This window comes from Martinezella sp. CNPSo 3795, assembly GCF_057784475.1.
Genome location: NZ_JBXSOQ010000005.1, coordinates 36,118 through 52,067, shown reverse-complemented (window position 1 = coordinate 52,067; position 15,950 = coordinate 36,118). Strand labels below are relative to the sequence as shown.

Sequence of the window (15,950 nt, the reverse complement as noted above, 5' to 3'; positions counted from 1 at the left end):
GATGTCCTATGCCGTCAAGAGCTTGAGCCAGGGCAATCGCGAGCTGATCGCCTTCCGCATCGGCGACCAGGAATTCTGCGTCGACATCATGTCGGTTCGTGAAATCCGCGGCTGGACCCCGGCAACGGCCATGCCGCATGCGCCCGGTTACATGCTCGGTGTCATCAACCTGCGCGGCGCCGTGCTGCCGATCATCGATCTCTCCGCTCGGCTCGGCATGAAGCGTGCGGAGCCGACGGCGCGGCATGTGATCATCGTCGCGCAAGTGAAGCGCAAGGTGGTCGGTCTTCTTGTTGACGCCGTATCGGACATTCTGACGATCACCGACGACAGCATCCAGCCAACGCCGGAAGTCTCCTCCGATCACGAGCGGCAGTTTGCCCGCGGCATCGTGGCGATCGACCGCCGCATGATCTGTCTGATCGAACTGGAAGCCCTGTTCCCTGAAAGCGAAAGCGAGGCTGCATGAGCGTGATGGGAGCAATGGATTTCAAGGCGTCTCCCGATGAGGTGCTGGCGAGCGGCGAATATCCGCTGACGCGCCGCGACCTCTCGGAAATCGCCGCCATGATCTATTCGGATGCGGGCATTTCTCTCAATGAGAGCAAGGCATCGCTCGTCTATTCCAGGCTGTCGAAGCATATCCGCGCGCTGGGGCTCTCCGGCTTCCGCGACTACTGCCAGCTGGTGTCTTCGCCTGCGGGAAGTGCGGCGCGTCGCGAGATGCTGTCGCATCTGACGACCAATTTCACCCGCTTCTTCCGCGAAAACCATCATTTCGATCATCTGCGCGACGAGGTTCTGCCGGGTCTCCTGGCGCGCGCCAAGGCTGGCGGCCGGGTGCGCATCTGGTCGGCCGCCTGTTCTGACGGGCAGGAGCCTTACTCGATCGCGCTGACGGTGCTTGCCTTGATGCCGAATGTCGCCGATTTCGATTTCAAGATCCTGGCAACGGATATCGACCCCAAGATCCTCGGGCTTGCCCGCGCTGGTGCCTATGACGAGTCTTCTCTCGAAACGGTTTCTCCGGCCATGCGCAAGCAGTGGTTCCAGGAAGTCAATGTCCAGGGCCGCCGCAAATTCCAGATCGACGATCGCGTCAAGCGGCTCATTACCTTCAACGAGCTGAACCTGCTCGGGCAATGGCCCTTCAAGGGCCTGTTCGACGTCATCTTCTGCCGCAACGTCGTCATCTACTTCGACGAGCCGACGCAGACGAAGATCTGGACGCGCTTTGCCGGCCAGCTGCAGGATGCCGGCCATCTCTATATCGGCCACTCCGAGCGGGTCGCCGGCGAGGCCAAGCACGTCTTCGACAATATCGGCATCACCACCTATCGCTATCTCGGCAAGACCGCGGGGAGGAAACCATGAATTCTCCTGCTCGTGTTCTCGTGGTCGATGACTCCCCGACGATGCGCGGCCTGATCACCGCCGTCCTGCGTGCCGATCCAGAGGTCGATGTCATCGGCCAGGCCGGCGATGCGATGGAAGCGCGCGCCGCCATCAAGGCGCTCAATCCGGATGTCGTCACGCTCGATATCGAGATGCCGAACATGAACGGCCTCGAATTCCTGGAAAAGATCATGACGCTCAGGCCCATGCCCGTCATCATGGTTTCCACGATGACCCATCGCGGCGCCGATGCGACGCTTGCCGCGCTCGAAATCGGTGCGTTCGATTGCGTCGGAAAGCCGTCCCCGGGCGAGCCGCATCCCTTCGGCGATCTGGCAGAGAAGGTAAAGGCGGCTGCCCGCTCTCAACGTCAATATGTGAAGCCCGCCGCCCAGCGCGCGCAGCCGCCGGCCGTCGCGGATTTCCGTGTGGGCCGCAAGATCGTCGCGATCGGTTCCTCCACCGGCGGCGTCGAGGCGCTGATCAACGTCTTGCAGAAGTTCCCGGTCAATTGTCCGCCGACGGTCATCACGCAGCATATGCCGCCGACCTTCACGCGCAGCTTCGCCGAGCGCCTGAATCGCCTCTGCGCCCCGGTCGTCCAGGAGGCGACCGATGGTGCGCGGCTCGAAATCGGCAAGATCTATCTGGCGCCGGGCGGCGAAAGGCACCTCAGGGTCGCCAATTCCGCGGCACCCCATTGCCGTCTGGTGGACGGCGGGCCGGTGAACGGCCATCGCCCTTCCGTCGACGTGCTCTTTGATTCGGTTGCCGAACTGGCCGGCCGCAATGCCGTCGGCGTGATCCTGACCGGCATGGGGCGCGACGGCGCTGCCGGTCTCCTCAAGATGCGCCATGCCGGCGCGCGTACCATTGGCCAGAACGAGAAGACCTGCGTGGTCTACGGCATGCCGAGGGTCGCCCACGAGCTTGGCGCAGTCGAACAGCAGTTTCCGCTGAACGCCATTGGCGAGGAAATTTTGAAAGCCACAGCCGCCCGAAAGGAAGGGAGCGAATAATGTCTCTAGCGGAGAAAATCAAAGTTCTGATCGTTGACGATCAGGTCACCAGCCGCCTGCTGCTGAGCGATGCGCTGACGCAGCTCGGATTCAAGCAGATCACGGCTGCCGGCGACGGTGAGCAGGGGATGAAGATCATGCAGCAGCAGCCGCATCATCTCGTCATCTCCGATTTCAACATGCCGAAGATGGACGGGCTCGGCCTCCTGCAGGCGGTGCGCACCAACCCGACGACCAAGAAGGCGGCCTTCATCATCCTGACGGCGCAGGGCGACCGTGCGCTGGTTCAGAAGGCGGCGCAGCTCGGTGCCAACAACGTGCTCGCCAAGCCCTTTACCATCGAAAAGATGAAAGCTGCCATCGAGGCCGTCTTCGGAGCTCTAAAATGATCGTCGAAGGTGCTGCCCGCCGCGTGCATATTATTCAGGGCGAGTACAAGGTCATCAGCGATCCCGAAGTGGTGCTGACGACCATTCTCGGCTCTTGCGTGGCGGCTTGCCTGCGCGATCCCATCGCTGGCGTTGGCGGGATGAACCATTTCCTTCTTCCGGGAATGGCGAACTCGCCGATGAGCGGCGGCGATGCGACGCGTTACGGCGTGCACCTGATGGAACTTCTGATCAACGGCCTCCTGAAGAAGGGCGCAAGGCGTGACCGGCTCGAGGCGAAAGTTTTCGGTGGCGCCAAGACGATCGCGACCTTCTCCAATGTCGGCGAGCAGAACGCGGTCTTTGCCATGCAATTTCTGAAAGACGAAGGCATCCCGGTCGTCAGCTCCAGCACGGGCGGCGAACACGGGCGCAAGATCGAATATTGGCCAATCTCCGGAAGGGCCAGGCAATATCCGCTGACCGGCGCCGAGACGCAGAAGACCGTGGCGCTGGAGCAGCGTCCGGTCGTTGCTCCGAAGCCGGTCGACAACACGATCGAATTTTTCTGATCAACGAGGCAAGCGCATGACCCCCTTCCAGCGCGTTGAGACGGCCGCCATCGAGGAGACGCTTCCGGCTATCCTTCTGCGCATCGTTTCCGAATTGCATGACATCGCCTATCTGATCGAACGCATCGAGCCCCAGCTGCTTGACATCAGCGACGCCAATATACTGGCCTCGCCGGAGGCCATGAAGGTCGTCCAGGGTATTGATCTCGCCGTGCAGAAGACGCGCGGCATCGCCGAATTCATCGATACCATTGCCGGCACCATGCCCGAGGGCTGGACGGTGGATCTCGCGACGGCGCTGAGCCTGGTCAAGCTGACGGAGATGCAAAAGGCGCTCGGCGGCGGCGGTTTTCACGCGCATTCGCAGACCATGGCCCAACCCATGGCGAAGGCTGCCGGCGATTTCGATTTCTTCTGACTGCGTCGTCAGCAATAGATACTGTTTTTCTTATATAATCTCCTGCATTTCTTCCCGGCTTTTTCCTGGGCTCTTCTGGCCGGACGAAACGTTCGCACAAGTTTCGATTTCTATTTTCGCCGCATAGCACAAAGCCATCAGGTCTTTGACGAATCGTGCGAGAACAGAATGAATCTGTTAAATCAATTAGTTCCCCTGCTTCGGAATCTTCAGAATCTCGGGAGAACGCGGCTGATGATCCTGGGGGGCGTGGGCGCCGTGTCCATGCTGCTGATCCTTTTTGCAGCCCTCTATGTCAATAAGCCCGCACAGGAGACATTGTATGTCGGCCTGGATGCGACGGATCTCAACCAGATCAGCATCGCGCTCGCGGAAGCCAAGATCAATTTCCAGGTCGGTACGGATGGCTCCAGCCTGACCGTTCCGGCGGGCATGACCGGCAAGGCCCGCGCGCTTCTTGCTGAACGCGGCCTGCCCACCAGCGGCAAGGCCGGCTATGAGCTCTTCGACAATGTCGGTTCGCTCGGTCTAACCTCCTTCATGCAGGAAGTCACCCGCGTCCGTGCCCTCGAGGGCGAAATCAGCCGCACCATCACCTCGATCGCCGGCATCAGCGCCGCCCGCGTCCATATCGTCATGCAGGATGTCGGCAATTTCCGGAAGGCGGATCAGAAGCCGACGGCATCCGTCATGATCCGCGCGAGTGCGGAAGCTGCCCGCAAATCGGCTTCGGCTATCCGCCACCTCGTCGCGTCAGCCGTTCCTGGCCTGGAGGTCGATGATGTAACGATCCTCGACTCCACGGGCCAGTTGCTCGCATCGGGCGACGATCCCGGCAACGGCGCTCTCAGCCGCAATCTCGGCATCGTGCAGAACGTGCAGAGCGAAGTCGAATCCAACATCGATAAGGCCTTGGCGCCCTTCCTCGGCATGGATAATTTCCGCTCCAGTGTGACGGCACAGCTGAATACCGACAGCCAGCAGGTGCAGGAAACCACATACGATCCGGACTCGAAGGTCGAACGCTCCGTCCGCACCGTGAAGGAAGCGCAGAAGTCGCAGCAGAGCCAGCCCGACAGCGCCGCGACCGTGGAGCAGAATATTCCGCAGGCGGCCCCGCAATCCGGCGGCAACACGCCGACGTCGAACGATCAGTCCGACAAGCGCGAGGAGCAGACCAACTACGAAATCAACAGCAAGACGACGGCCACGACCCGCACCAGCTACAAGATCGAAAAACTGTCCGTCGCCGTGGTGGTCAATAAGGGCCGCATCGCGCAAATGGTCGGCCAGGGCGCTGATCAGGCCAAGATCGACGCCTATATTGCGGAAATGCAGAAGATCGTCGCCACCGCTGCAGGCGTTGATCCGGCCCGCGGCGACATCGTTACCGTCAATGCCATGGACTTCCTCGACAACCAGCTGCTTGAAGACACATCCTCCAGCTTCAGCATTACCGATATGTTGAGCCGCAACATGGCTGGCATCATCAACTCGCTGGCCTTCGTCGCGGTCGCCTTCCTGATCGTCTGGATGGGCTTCCGTCCGCTGATCCGCTCGCTCGGCGGCTCGTCCAGTAGCACGGCTCTTCCGGAAGCAGCGGGCCTGGAATTGCCGGATTTCGCGCCGGCGGTCGGCGGCCCCGGCGCGGCACTGATGGACGGCTTCGGCTCGGACTTCGGCTTCGACAGCACCGACGACCTGCTGACGATGGGCGACGATGGCGGAACCTTCAACCGCCGCGTCAAGGAAGGGCCGGAGCGCCGCCTGTCCCGCATGGTGGAAATCAGCGAAGAACGCGCTGCAAAGATCCTCAGAAAATGGGCCGTCGACCAGGCCGCCTGACAAAAGGACCGGGAAATTCCCGGTCCTTTTTCTATCCAGGGGATGACATTTGAACTTGCATCATTGTCGATGCCACCTGTGATCAATTAGTCGCGGCTAGCCGAATTGACGTGTTCGTAAGATGGAATTTCAATGGATATACGGTTGCTGGGTATAAAGAATCGACTTACAAATACTGTATCTATTGCGTAACAACTGTGTATTCCGAGCGAATCGACCATCGTTTTCCGCGTTTCGCATGTTTTAAGTTTGTAGATTCCGGAGCGGGAAATTAGCTCATGATTCGTAGATCGTGCTTGCGGCAGTGCGCGCCGGTGCGATTGCGGGTGTCGAATTCAGGGATGAGACATGCGCCCATCCATCCGTATCCGCCGGAAGTGTTGGGTCGCGGTAGAGAAAGATCCGGCTTCGATGCCTCGTCGAGATTCGCTGCCGATTCTCTGAGGTGAAGGGATTGGGTTCTGACGGAACAATGCTCTCGTTGACGGCCGATCGTCCAACAGCGGCAGGAAATGCAAGTATGGACATGCAGATATCGCAGATGAGCAAAGGCGATAGGGATGCGCGATCGATCGCGTCCGCCGGAGCTATGTCGCGCGAGCAGCTCATTCTGCAGCTGAATGCCGTTTCAGGCCCTGCCTATCTTCAAGCCGGCCTTCACGCCTTGGCGAGTTACGCCGGCGCCTCCCATTATCTTCTTGTCAGGTCCGATCTCATCCAGGAAAGCGGGCTCGACTTCGTGATTTCCTCCGATTGGCCCTTCGATCTCGTCCGGCGTCTGGCGACGGAGCTGACAAGCGGTTATGGCCGCATCGGCGAGCTTGAAAAGTGCATGGCGCTGTTTCAGCCAAGCCTGGCGCTGCTTCCCGATGATGTCTCGCTGCCTGACGGTGTGGGCCGGCAATATCATGCCTTGACGTTCAATGTCGGTCGCACCCGCTTCTCCCTGCTGCTGCTGGCGAGCGAAGCAGCAGTGCTTCTGCCCGAGCGGTTGAGGGATGTCGGCCTCCTGGCCGGCTATCTCGCCAGTTCCACGCGTTGCTTCGAGGGCAAGCTGGAGCGCGATTTCGATCTGACCGAGCGCGAGCTGGAATGCCTGTTCTGGATCGCCGAAGGCAAGACGAGCGATGAGATCGCGATGATCCTCGGGATCTCGCGCAATACCATCAACAACTATATTACCAGCGTCATGCGCAAGACCGCCACCAAGACCCGCTCGGAGGCTATCGCCTTTGCAGTGCGCAATAATCTCGTTTAAGGGCCGACCGGATGCGCTATCAGCCAGACAGGACGACGGATATGCCGGGCGAATCACGGCTTACCCGTTCCGGACGGATCTCCGGCCGCTCCGATCTGTTCCCGAAGCTGGTATCGATGCAAAAGCTGATCGACGCGCAGCATTTTGCCGTTTATCGCCTGCACGGCTCCGGCCTGCCGCATAAGCAGCGCCTGGTATGCGAACTCGATAATTGGGGCTCGGCCAACTCCGTCGTCGGCAAATCCTTTGTGGAGGCCTATGGCGAAGCACTGATCGAGCATATCGACAAATCGCTGCTGCCGCTGATGTGGAACGGGCGCGACAGCGACAGCACCGCCGAGACGCCGGATTTTGCCGTCTTCACGCAGCGCCTGAAGCCGCATCTCCTGCCTTTTGCCGGCGCCGCCTTTCCCGTGCGGCTCGGCGCCGTCGGCAACGGCTACACTGTCTTCACGGCCAAGTTCATGGATCTCTCGAGCGATATGATCGTCGAGCTGCACGGCCGCAGCTGCCAGATCATGATGCAGCTCCTGTCGCTGGATGAGCGCCGTTCACAGGCGGCCGAAGCGCTGAGCGAGCGCGAAATCGCCTGCCTGCAGCTTGCCGGCGACGGGCGCATCAGCGAAGAGATTGCCGACAAGCTTGGATTGTCGGTGCATACCGTCAACGCTTATCTCGGATCGGCGACGATCAAGCTCGACAGCGTCAACCGCATCCAGGCCATCGCGAAGGCGATCCGCTTCGGCTATATAAGCTGAGATAGTGCCGCCTTGGGGCACTGCCGCAAGACGAAATCACCTGCGACACCTTGCTGAGCAAATGAATAGAGCGGCGCCCCGGTTTCCGCCGGATGCACGCCGCTCTCGCGAATCACTTTGCCGATTTTTGAAAAAGGACTTCCTCAGAATGCGTGTGCGGCCTCGCCGCGAACGACGTAACGCGCGTCCCTTAGGCTGCGGGCGAGCAGCGCCGTGTTCTCGTCGGGATCGACGGAGGCCTTGTCGAAGGCAATGTGGTTGATCTCGATGCCCGCATGGTGCTCTGCCAGCGAAAGCTTGGCATAGATGGTAACGCCCCGCGGCTTGATCTCCAGATCGAGCGTCACTTCCGCCGGCCCGCCCCAATCGAGCTTGTAGTCGCCGCCGAGCCCGAAATTGACCGTGCCGGGAAGAAAATAGAGCTCTGCGGCCGAGGCGACGAGGTCAGCGAGGTTGCCATATCGTTCGAAGCGCAGCAGCGAGATCAGATCGGCGGCATCGAGGAGGCGCAGCTCGCTTGCGACCGGGCTGATGGCTTCGGCTAGTATTTGTTCACGCTGGGCAGAGTAGGGGCATTTTTTCATTTGGTTTATCGTACCCGTTTTCTATTCGACTGCGCGGCATAGATCCGATGGATGAGTTCTGCGACAGCCTTGTAAAATACTGACGGTATGACGCTATCAACCGAGACTTGCGCAAACATGGAGCGCGCGAGCGGCGGGTCTTCGAAAACGGGAATATTGTTGGCCTCGGCTATCTCCCTGATTTTCAGAGCAATCAGGTCCTGGCCTTTGGCGACGACGACAGGGGCGTCGTTTTCCTCGCGCACATAGCGAAGTGCGACGGCGAAGTGAGTCGGGTTGGCGATGACGAGGGTGGCGCGCGGCACCTGCTTCATCATGCGGCGGCGGGCGCGGTCGCGCGCGATCGAGCGCTGGCGAGACTTGACGATCGGGTCACCCTGCGACTGCTTGTGCTCGTCCTTGACCTCCTGCTTCGTCATCTTCAATTGGTCGAACCAGTGATGCCGGCTCCACAACAGGTCGGCAACACCGACGACGACGGTCGCCATCAGCACGATGATCAGGATGCGCTGAACGATCGTCGACAGACGCACGAAGATGGTCTGCGGGTCGGACACCATCGAATCCATCGCATGGAAGTACTGGCTGCGCAGCACGAAAAACATGACGATGCTGACCAGCACGATTTTTGCGAGGGATTTGCCGAATTCCACCATGCCGGTCGCGCTGAAGATGCGCGTGAAGCCTTTCGCCGGCGATATGCGCGAAAACTGTGGCCTGATTCGTTCGAGAACGGGGGTGGGCAGGTTCTGGAAGATCGAGGCGCCGATCCCGAAGACGAAGAAGAGCACGACCGCCGGCAGCACCATGTTGCCGACTTCCCAGCCTATGCGCGTAAACAGCGAGATGGCGTCTGGGCCCGTCTCCAGCTGCCATTGATCCGGCTTTTCGAAGAGATCGCGCAGAACCTCGCCCATGCGGCCCATGCGTTCGGGGAGAAAGAAGGTGACGTAGATGACGGTCGCGAGCATGGAAGCAAAGAGCGTTGCTTCCCTGGAGTGAGGGACATTGCCCTTCTCGATCGTATCGCGGAGTTTTTTCTCCGTCGGTTTTTCTGTTTTACTGTCCTTGTCTTCGTCAGCCAAAGCAGCCGCCCTCTGCGAAACGGAAAGAGGCCGCGCATCATGCGCGGCCCATAGCTTGTCAGTCTATGATGTTTTAGCTGAGTCGCGCCGCGTTTACGCCGCTTCTTCCACAGGCGTATTTTCCTTGGTCTTGAGCTCGATCTGACCGGAGTTGGCCAGACGAATGGCTTCCTGGGCGATGGCACGCCGGGCAATCGCGATTTCGCGCGGGTTTATGCCGGCATTGCCCATCTGCAGGTCGGATTCGATCATGCGGCGCTGACGCGGGCTGATCGAGGACAGCACGATCTCGCGGATCTCGTTGCCGGATCCCCGCAGCGCCATCGTCAGGATGTCGGCGGCGATGTCGTTGAGCAGCAGGACGCGGCTCGGCTGCGGCATACGGGTGAGATCGTCGAAGAGGAAGATCTTCGGGCGAACCTTTTCGACCGATTCCTTGTTGATCGATTCCAGCGAACTCAGCAGGGTGTCGACCACCGGCTTGTCGAGTTCGTTCATCAGATCGGCAACCTTCGTGGAACCGGAGGCGTTGCGTTCGGCGTCGATCTCGGCCATCAGCCCGAGAACGCGGTTTTCGATGATCTGGGCAGCCTTGGGGCTGACATCCTTGATATTGACGGTGCGGTTCATGATGTCGGCGCGCTGGGCTTCGGGAAGCTGCAGCAGGATCTTCGCGCCGAAGGCCGAAGGCATCATGGAGAGCACATAGGCGATCGTCTGAGGATGCTCGCGCAGGAAGAACTTGGCGACGAAGACCGGATCGGCTTCGCCGAGACGATCCCAGATGGACGTCTCGTAGGCCTGGAAGGCCGTGCGGCGGCCAAGCAGGCTGTCGACCTCGTCCGGTGTCAGGCCCTCTTCGAGAATGCTCTCGATGGCCTTGGCGTTGTCCATGAGGCCGGCGCCCTCGGTGAAGAGGTCTTCGAATTCCGCGACGAGCTGCGCCAGCTCGTCCGGTGGAATAACCCGCAGTGATTGCGCCGAAGCGATAATCATCTGCAGCTCGGCCTGCGTGAAGTATTTCAGCAGCCGTCCCGCCACTTGCTTGCCCATGGCGAGAAGGACGGCGGCTGCCTTTTCAGTCTGAGATAACGGTTTCTCGGCGATCGCGCCGCTGAAATCGTCAAAGTCCATCATGGTCTTCGTCTCCGTCCCGCCAGGGGGAGTGGGCTCATCATGAGCCGGGTTCAGCTTTTCTTCGCGTTATAAATTTCAGTGAGCTTGATGCCGAATCTGGTGTCGTCATGTTCCAGAACGGTAATCTCGCCCCGGCCGATCTTGCGGCCGTTCACGGTAATTTCGACCGGTTCGCCGATCTTCTTGTCGAGTGCGATGATTGCGCCCTCGGCCAGGTTCATCAGGCCGGACACCGGCATGCGGCTGCTGCCGAGCACGATCTGGACGTCGATCGGGATATCCATGATCAGGTCCATATTCGCAGTGAGCGCGCTGCCAGGGGCAGCCGGTGCCGCAGACACGCCGCCGAACTCGCCGTCATCGAAGGCCGGAGCGGAGTTGTCATCCCCGAAATCGCCGAAGGTGGAGAGATCCGTGCCTGTTTGCGCGCCGAATGCGTCGGCCTCGAAATCGGGCAGACCGCCTTCATTGTCTTTCTTCAGGACGCCGCGCAGACCATCGATGGCCTCATCCAAGGCGGCGTCGCTGTTTGAAATCTCCAGCGATTCCTCGCTGCTTTGCTGTGTCGTCTTCGTAGCCATGAAATCACTATTCCAGTTGAAACTTGCCTCAAGCTGCCGTGTGCGGGGCCACGCGCCAGCCGATCAATTCATCAAGTGTCTGAGAAGCTCGTCGTCGGAATTGACGTTGTCCTTGACGCGCACCGTATAATTTTCGCCAGAGCGGCCGAATTCGCAGATGTAAAGGTCTTTGCTGTTGGCGCTGACTTCGACGCGGACATCGCCCGTGTCCATGAAAGGAATGATATCGCCGACCGCAAGCTTGGAAATGGTGTCGAGCGTCAGCGATTCGAGCCGAATTCGCGCCTCAAGCGTCACCTGCGAGCGGCGGACCTGCTCGTTGAGCTGCTCCGACCATGCCTGGGAAGCGGCGGTCGGGTTCTTGGCGCGAGGCGTGCTGACGACGGTGCGCAGCAGATCCCGTTGCGGTACGATGATGACGATATGGGAAATCGATTTGCCGAGCGAGATCGTCATCGTGATCGCAGCGGCAAAGTCGTTACCGTTGTCACCGATGGCAACCGGGCGATCCTCGATATTGTAGGGCGGATCGAGGTAGGGCTCGAAACCGCCGGCAGCATTCACCGCCGAGCGAAGCACTTTGGCGATCTTTTCGAACACCATGACGGAAAGATCGAGTTCGATCACCGAAAGCGGGCGCGCGACCGGCGCTTCCATATCTTCGGCGCGCGCGCCAAGCATATGCTCCATCAGCGTCATGATGAAGCCGGCGCCGCAGCCGAGGATGAAGTTCGGGGCCCAGTTGCGCAGCGAACCGTTGACCAGTGCGTGGTTGCCGCCCAGCTTGGCGATCAGCTCGTTCATCGAACCGGACTGGCAGCCGGCATAGGCGACGTTGATATCCAGGCCTGTCTCGGTCTTGATGATGTCGGGCAGGAATTCGGCATAAACCTGGGCGAAGGCGGTGCCGAGTTTCGAAAGTGTTGCCTGATCGCCGAGATTGCCGGTGAGCTTGGCAAAAAGGGTGCGGTCCATCGTCTGTGCCCTATGCGCGGATTGCTGGCTCATGATCGTCAGGCTGCCTTGCTTTCACCGCCGGGGTTCATCATTTCCTGCTCGACGGCGTCGATCGAGGGGCGCTCATAGGAGGAGATGGTCTTGCGGCCGTATTCGAGTGCGACCTGCGGCACCGATCCGTTCATGTAGGCAAGCAGCGTCTGCTTCACGATGACGTAGAGGCGATGCTGCTTGTTGCGCACGACCTTGATCTGGGAAACCAGCGGTGCGCAGACGGAATAGGACAGGATGATGCCGAGGAAGGTGCCGACCAGCGCCGAGCCGATGAGGTGGCCGAGCACTTCCGGTGATTCGTTGATGTGGCTCATCGCCTTGATGACGCCGAGAACGGCGGCGACGATACCGATCGCCGGGAAGGAATCGCCCATGATCGTGATCGAATGATAGGGCTTCATCTTGTCGTGCTGCATCGTGTCGAGCTCTTCGTCCATCAGCGCCTCGATCTCGTGCGAGCGGGCGTTGCCGATGATGATGAGGCGGACATAGTCGCAGATGAAGGCGGTCAGATCCTTGTTCTTCAGAACCGTCGGAGCGGCCTTGAAGATCGTCGATTCGTCGGGATTGTCGATATGGGCTTCGATCTCATTGCGCGACTTGGTGCGCAGATCGCGCATCAGGGCATAGAGCACGCCGAGCGTGTCGAGATAGTCGCGCTCCTTGGGAACCGCATGGCGGAAGGCCTCTCCGAGCGCCTTGCCCGAATCCTTCACCACCTTCATCGGATTGGCCATAATGAAGCCGCCGAGACCGGCGCCTGCGATAATGACAAATTCGAAGGGCTGGAACAGCGCGCCTACGTCTCCGCCCATAGCCATAAAGCTGCCTATGATGCAGCCGCAGGTCACTACAAATCCGATAATAATATTCATCGTCGGTCCACACCTGAACGTTGCTTCATACGATGAACTAGGGGACCTGCCTTGCGTGAGGCTGTTCGATGGGTCTCCGAACATCCTTTTTGCCTTGTCAGCTTCGCACAAGCCAAGCCCTGCAGGATGACGGGTAAGGGCATCCATGCCCCGCTAACGAAATGTAGGAGCGCCGGCGGCGTTTCCTTTCCCGTTATTCTCCAATGTCCGGAGGGCGTTGAAAATGCAGTCTGGTATTTATGTCGCGCTGTCGTCCCAGATGGCGCTCGAGCGGCGTCTGACGACGATCGCCGACAATCTGGCCAACGTGAATACGACGGGCTTCCGCGGTACCGAGGTCAAGTTCGATCAGGTCCTCAGCAACACGCAAAACAAGCTCAACGCCAAGGTCGCCTTCGTCTCGCAAGGCAACGACTATCTCTCCACTGACAATGGCGAACTTCAGAACACCGGCAATCTCTTTGATTTCGCTGTCAAGGGCGATGCCTATTTCGGCATGAACACGCCGGCCGGCCTGGTGCTGACACGCGACGGCCGCTTCACCATGACTGAAAGCGGCGCGCTGGTTTCGACGCGCGGCTTCCCGGTCCTCGATCCCGGCGGTGCGCCGATCCAGCTCGACCCCGCCGGCGGTCCGCCGAGCGTCGCGTCGAACGGGACCATCATGCAGAACGGCCGCAGCATGGGCCAGATCGGTCTCTATAGTGCCGATGTCAGCAAGGGCTTCCTGCGCTATGAAAACAGCGGCATCCTGCCGACCGATGCGCCACAGGCGGTCATCGACCGCTCGAACATCGGCATCGCCCAGGGCTATCTCGAAAATTCCAACGTCAACGGCATGCGGGAAATGACCAATCTGATCGAGGTCAGCCGCGCCTTCGACAATATCAGCACGCTCACCAGCAGCAGTGAAGGCACGCTCACCGATGCCATCAAGACCCTCGGCGGCAGCCAGTAAAGAGGGCTTGTCATGGTCGAGGATCGGTTGCCGGAGGGCGCAACATCGCCGAAGCTTTCGCATATGGCCCTTCTGGCGGGCCAATATGCGATGGCGGAGAATGCCGTGGCCCATGGTGGTCATGTGCGCACCATCGCTGCCGGACACTATACGGTTGCCGGCCTTTCCAGGCAGGTGCGTCTCGGCGATTTCGTTGCGCATCGGTCGCAGACGGGCATCCACCTCGGCGAGGTCGTCCGCGTCGAACCGGATCTCACCTATGTCTGTCCGATCGAACCCGGCGAGCCGATCGGCATCCAGGATACCATCATCCGCAAGGGCGCCTTCCGTATCGCACCCGATGACAGCTGGTGCGGCCGCACGATCAACTCGCTCGGCGAGCCGATCGATGGGCTGGGGCCGCTGACAGCGGGTCTGGAAGCACGCCCAATCTCCAATACGGCTCCGCCGTCGATGACGCGCAAGCGCGTCGAAACCGGTTTCAAGACCGGCGTGCGTGCCATCGATATCTTCTCGCCGCTCTGCCTGGGACAACGCCTCGGCATCTTTGCCGGCTCCGGCGTCGGCAAGTCGACGCTGCTGTCGATGCTGGCGAGGGCCGAAGCCTTCGACAAGGTGGTGATTGCGCTCGTCGGCGAACGCGGCCGCGAAGTGCGTGAGTTCATCGAGGATACGCTCGGTTCCCACATGCAGAAGTCGGTCGCCGTCGTTGCGACCAGCGACGAGAGCCCGATGCTGCGCAAGATGGCGCCGCTTTCGGCCATCACAATCGCCGAACATTTCCGCGACAAGGGCGACAACGTTCTCCTGATCGTCGACAGCGTCACCCGTTTCGCCCATGCCATCCGCGAAGTGGCCACTGCCTCCGGCGAGCCGCCGATCGCACGCGGATATCCAGCGTCCGTCTTCACCGAATTGCCGCGCCTTCTCGAGCGGGCAGGCCCCGGACCGGAAGGCACCGGCACCATCACCGCGATCATCTCCATCCTCGTCGATGGCGACAACCACAACGATCCGATCGCCGATTCCACCCGCGGCATTCTCGACGGTCACATCGTCCTGCAGCGCAGCCTTGCCGAAGAAGGGCGTTACCCGCCGATCGATCCATTGGCATCCGTATCGCGTCTTGCCCGCAAGGCCTGGACTTCCGATCAGGAAAAACTGGTGTCCCGCCTGAAGGCGCTGGTGCACCGCTACGAGGAGACGCGCGATCTGCGCCTGATCGGCGGCTATCGCCAGGGCAGCGACGCCGATCTCGACATCGCCGTGCGTCAGGTGCCGATCATCTACGACATCCTGAAGCAGACCCCGGGCGAAGAACCGTCGGCGGATGCCTTCACCGATCTTGCGACGGCTCTCAGAAACGCTTCGAGCGGTGTCCCCGCCAGAGCCAAGTGATGGTTGGGCACAGCACTACCTCGATTTCTCCTTGTCCGCAGTCTGCCGGATATCGCCGAATGTCATGCCTAAAAAGGGACCAGAAGTGAAAGAATCCGACGCTGACGAACCGGTCGCCCCGCCGAAATCGGCGAGAAGGCGAACCGTTACGGACAAGGCTCTGGCCTTTACTGGACTGGCGCTTGCCGGTGCCTCTGCCTTCTTCCCCTGGTACGTCTTTCTGAACCCGGACAAATTCGGCATTCAGGTGGCCGAAGGCGATCGCACCCGCGATCTTCCGAACTGGCCTGGCCGCACCATCGTCAGCGTGTCGCCGCTCGCCATGGTGAACAAGAATCCCTCCGAGCCGAAAGATTTGATTCCCGATCCGCTGACGACGGCGACGGTCAGCAATGCCGGCCGTGAGGACGACAAGGGGCCGCCGGCCGATCAGCAGCCGTTCCCTGGCAAGTCCGCCTTCCAGCTGCTGCATGTCGCCAATGGCCGCGCGCTGATCGAGGACGACACCGGCATGTATGTCGTGCGCGTCGGATCGCTTTTGCCCGACAACAGCCGGTTGGCCTCGATCGAACAGCGAGAGGGAAAATGGGTCATCGTCACCTCGACGGGCGATGTCTACGGCAACAATTGAGGAAAACCCGGAATCGCCTGGATTTCAGGCACTTCGAAGACTTTACAGGAACGCATT

At 60.4% G+C, this 15,950-nt stretch carries 18 protein-coding genes; 12 read left to right on the top strand and 6 right to left on the bottom strand.

Annotated features, from left to right (window positions below; all coding sequences use genetic code 11):
• Position 1 precedes the first annotated feature (1 nt).
• The 9 genes from AC13QY_RS15895 to visR all read left to right on the top strand — a co-directional run bounded on the left by AC13QY_RS15895 (position 2) and on the right by visR (position 7,633).
• On the top strand, positions 2–469 hold the full coding sequence (locus tag AC13QY_RS15895; protein WP_113332068.1) for a chemotaxis protein CheW: 468 nt from the start codon (positions 2–4) through the stop codon (positions 467–469).
• Positions 466–1,374, top strand: coding sequence for a protein-glutamate O-methyltransferase CheR (gene cheR / locus AC13QY_RS15890; RefSeq protein WP_113332069.1), 909 nt, complete (start codon positions 466–468; stop codon positions 1,372–1,374). The genes AC13QY_RS15895 and cheR overlap by 4 nt, the downstream gene beginning before the upstream one ends.
• Positions 1,371–2,414 carry a protein-glutamate O-methylesterase CheB gene (gene cheB / locus AC13QY_RS15885; RefSeq protein ID WP_113351213.1) on the top strand — a complete coding sequence of 348 codons (1,044 nt, stop codon included), beginning with the start codon at positions 1,371–1,373 and terminating at the stop codon, positions 2,412–2,414. Before cheR ends, cheB begins: the two co-directional genes overlap by 4 nt.
• Positions 2,414–2,803: a response regulator gene (locus AC13QY_RS15880; protein WP_095433933.1), complete on the top strand. Its 390-nt coding sequence runs from the start codon at positions 2,414–2,416 to the stop codon at positions 2,801–2,803. Before cheB ends, AC13QY_RS15880 begins: the two co-directional genes overlap by 1 nt.
• Entirely contained in the window at positions 2,800–3,354 is a 555-nt protein-coding gene (cheD, locus tag AC13QY_RS15875) for a chemoreceptor glutamine deamidase CheD (protein WP_113351212.1), read from the top strand. The genes AC13QY_RS15880 and cheD overlap by 4 nt, the downstream gene beginning before the upstream one ends.
• 16 nt (positions 3,355–3,370) lie before the next feature.
• Positions 3,371–3,772: a chemotaxis protein CheT gene (gene cheT, locus AC13QY_RS15870; protein ID WP_113332071.1), complete on the top strand. Its 402-nt coding sequence runs from the start codon at positions 3,371–3,373 to the stop codon at positions 3,770–3,772.
• 168 nt (positions 3,773–3,940) lie between these two features.
• Positions 3,941–5,617, top strand: coding sequence for a flagellar basal-body MS-ring/collar protein FliF (gene fliF / locus AC13QY_RS15865; protein ID WP_113332072.1), 1,677 nt, complete (start codon positions 3,941–3,943; stop codon positions 5,615–5,617).
• A 520-nt stretch (positions 5,618–6,137) separates the two neighbouring features.
• A complete protein-coding gene (gene visN, locus AC13QY_RS15860; protein ID WP_113332073.1) occupies positions 6,138–6,875 on the top strand; it encodes a transcriptional regulator VisN in 738 nt (245 codons plus the stop codon).
• An 11-nt stretch (positions 6,876–6,886) separates the two neighbouring features.
• Positions 6,887–7,633, top strand: a complete 747-nt coding sequence (visR, locus tag AC13QY_RS15855) for a transcriptional regulator VisR (protein WP_371864866.1) — start codon at positions 6,887–6,889, stop codon at positions 7,631–7,633.
• Positions 7,634–7,776: 143 nt separating this feature from the next.
• Here the strand turns inward: visR and AC13QY_RS15850 are convergent, their stop codons facing one another.
• The 6 genes from AC13QY_RS15850 to motA form a co-directional block, all read right to left on the bottom strand.
• Positions 7,777–8,217: a hypothetical protein gene (locus AC13QY_RS15850; protein WP_092709076.1), complete on the bottom strand. Its 441-nt coding sequence runs from the start codon at positions 8,215–8,217 to the stop codon at positions 7,777–7,779.
• Between the two features lie 5 nt (positions 8,218–8,222).
• Positions 8,223–9,302: a flagellar biosynthesis protein FlhB gene (flhB, locus tag AC13QY_RS15845; RefSeq protein WP_113332074.1), complete on the bottom strand. Its 1,080-nt coding sequence runs from the start codon at positions 9,300–9,302 to the stop codon at positions 8,223–8,225.
• Between the two features lie 93 nt (positions 9,303–9,395).
• Positions 9,396–10,439 carry a flagellar motor switch protein FliG gene (fliG, locus tag AC13QY_RS15840; protein WP_069611302.1) on the bottom strand — a complete coding sequence of 348 codons (1,044 nt, stop codon included), beginning with the start codon at positions 10,437–10,439 and terminating at the stop codon, positions 9,396–9,398.
• Between the two features lie 50 nt (positions 10,440–10,489).
• Entirely contained in the window at positions 10,490–11,020 is a 531-nt protein-coding gene (gene fliN, locus AC13QY_RS15835) for a flagellar motor switch protein FliN (RefSeq protein ID WP_113332076.1), read from the bottom strand.
• 63 nt (positions 11,021–11,083) lie between these two features.
• Positions 11,084–12,031 carry a FliM/FliN family flagellar motor switch protein gene (locus AC13QY_RS15830; protein ID WP_488493762.1) on the bottom strand — a complete coding sequence of 316 codons (948 nt, stop codon included), beginning with the start codon at positions 12,029–12,031 and terminating at the stop codon, positions 11,084–11,086.
• A 2-nt stretch (positions 12,032–12,033) separates the two neighbouring features.
• Positions 12,034–12,906 carry a flagellar motor stator protein MotA gene (gene motA, locus AC13QY_RS15825; protein WP_069611305.1) on the bottom strand — a complete coding sequence of 291 codons (873 nt, stop codon included), beginning with the start codon at positions 12,904–12,906 and terminating at the stop codon, positions 12,034–12,036.
• Positions 12,907–13,129: 223 nt separating this feature from the next.
• Here motA and flgF point away from each other — a divergent pair, with 223 nt between their 5' ends.
• From flgF to AC13QY_RS15810, 3 genes are all read left to right on the top strand, one after another.
• The gene (gene flgF / locus AC13QY_RS15820; protein ID WP_113332078.1) at positions 13,130–13,864 is read left to right on the top strand and encodes a flagellar basal-body rod protein FlgF; all 735 of its coding nucleotides are present in this window, start codon (positions 13,130–13,132) and stop codon (positions 13,862–13,864) included.
• A gap of 12 nt (positions 13,865–13,876) precedes the next feature.
• A complete protein-coding gene (gene fliI, locus AC13QY_RS15815) occupies positions 13,877–15,262 on the top strand; it encodes a flagellar protein export ATPase FliI (RefSeq protein WP_488493651.1) in 1,386 nt (461 codons plus the stop codon).
• 85 nt (positions 15,263–15,347) lie between these two features.
• The gene (locus tag AC13QY_RS15810) at positions 15,348–15,893 is read left to right on the top strand and encodes a flagellar protein (protein WP_113351210.1); all 546 of its coding nucleotides are present in this window, start codon (positions 15,348–15,350) and stop codon (positions 15,891–15,893) included.
• Positions 15,894–15,950 lie beyond the last annotated feature (57 nt).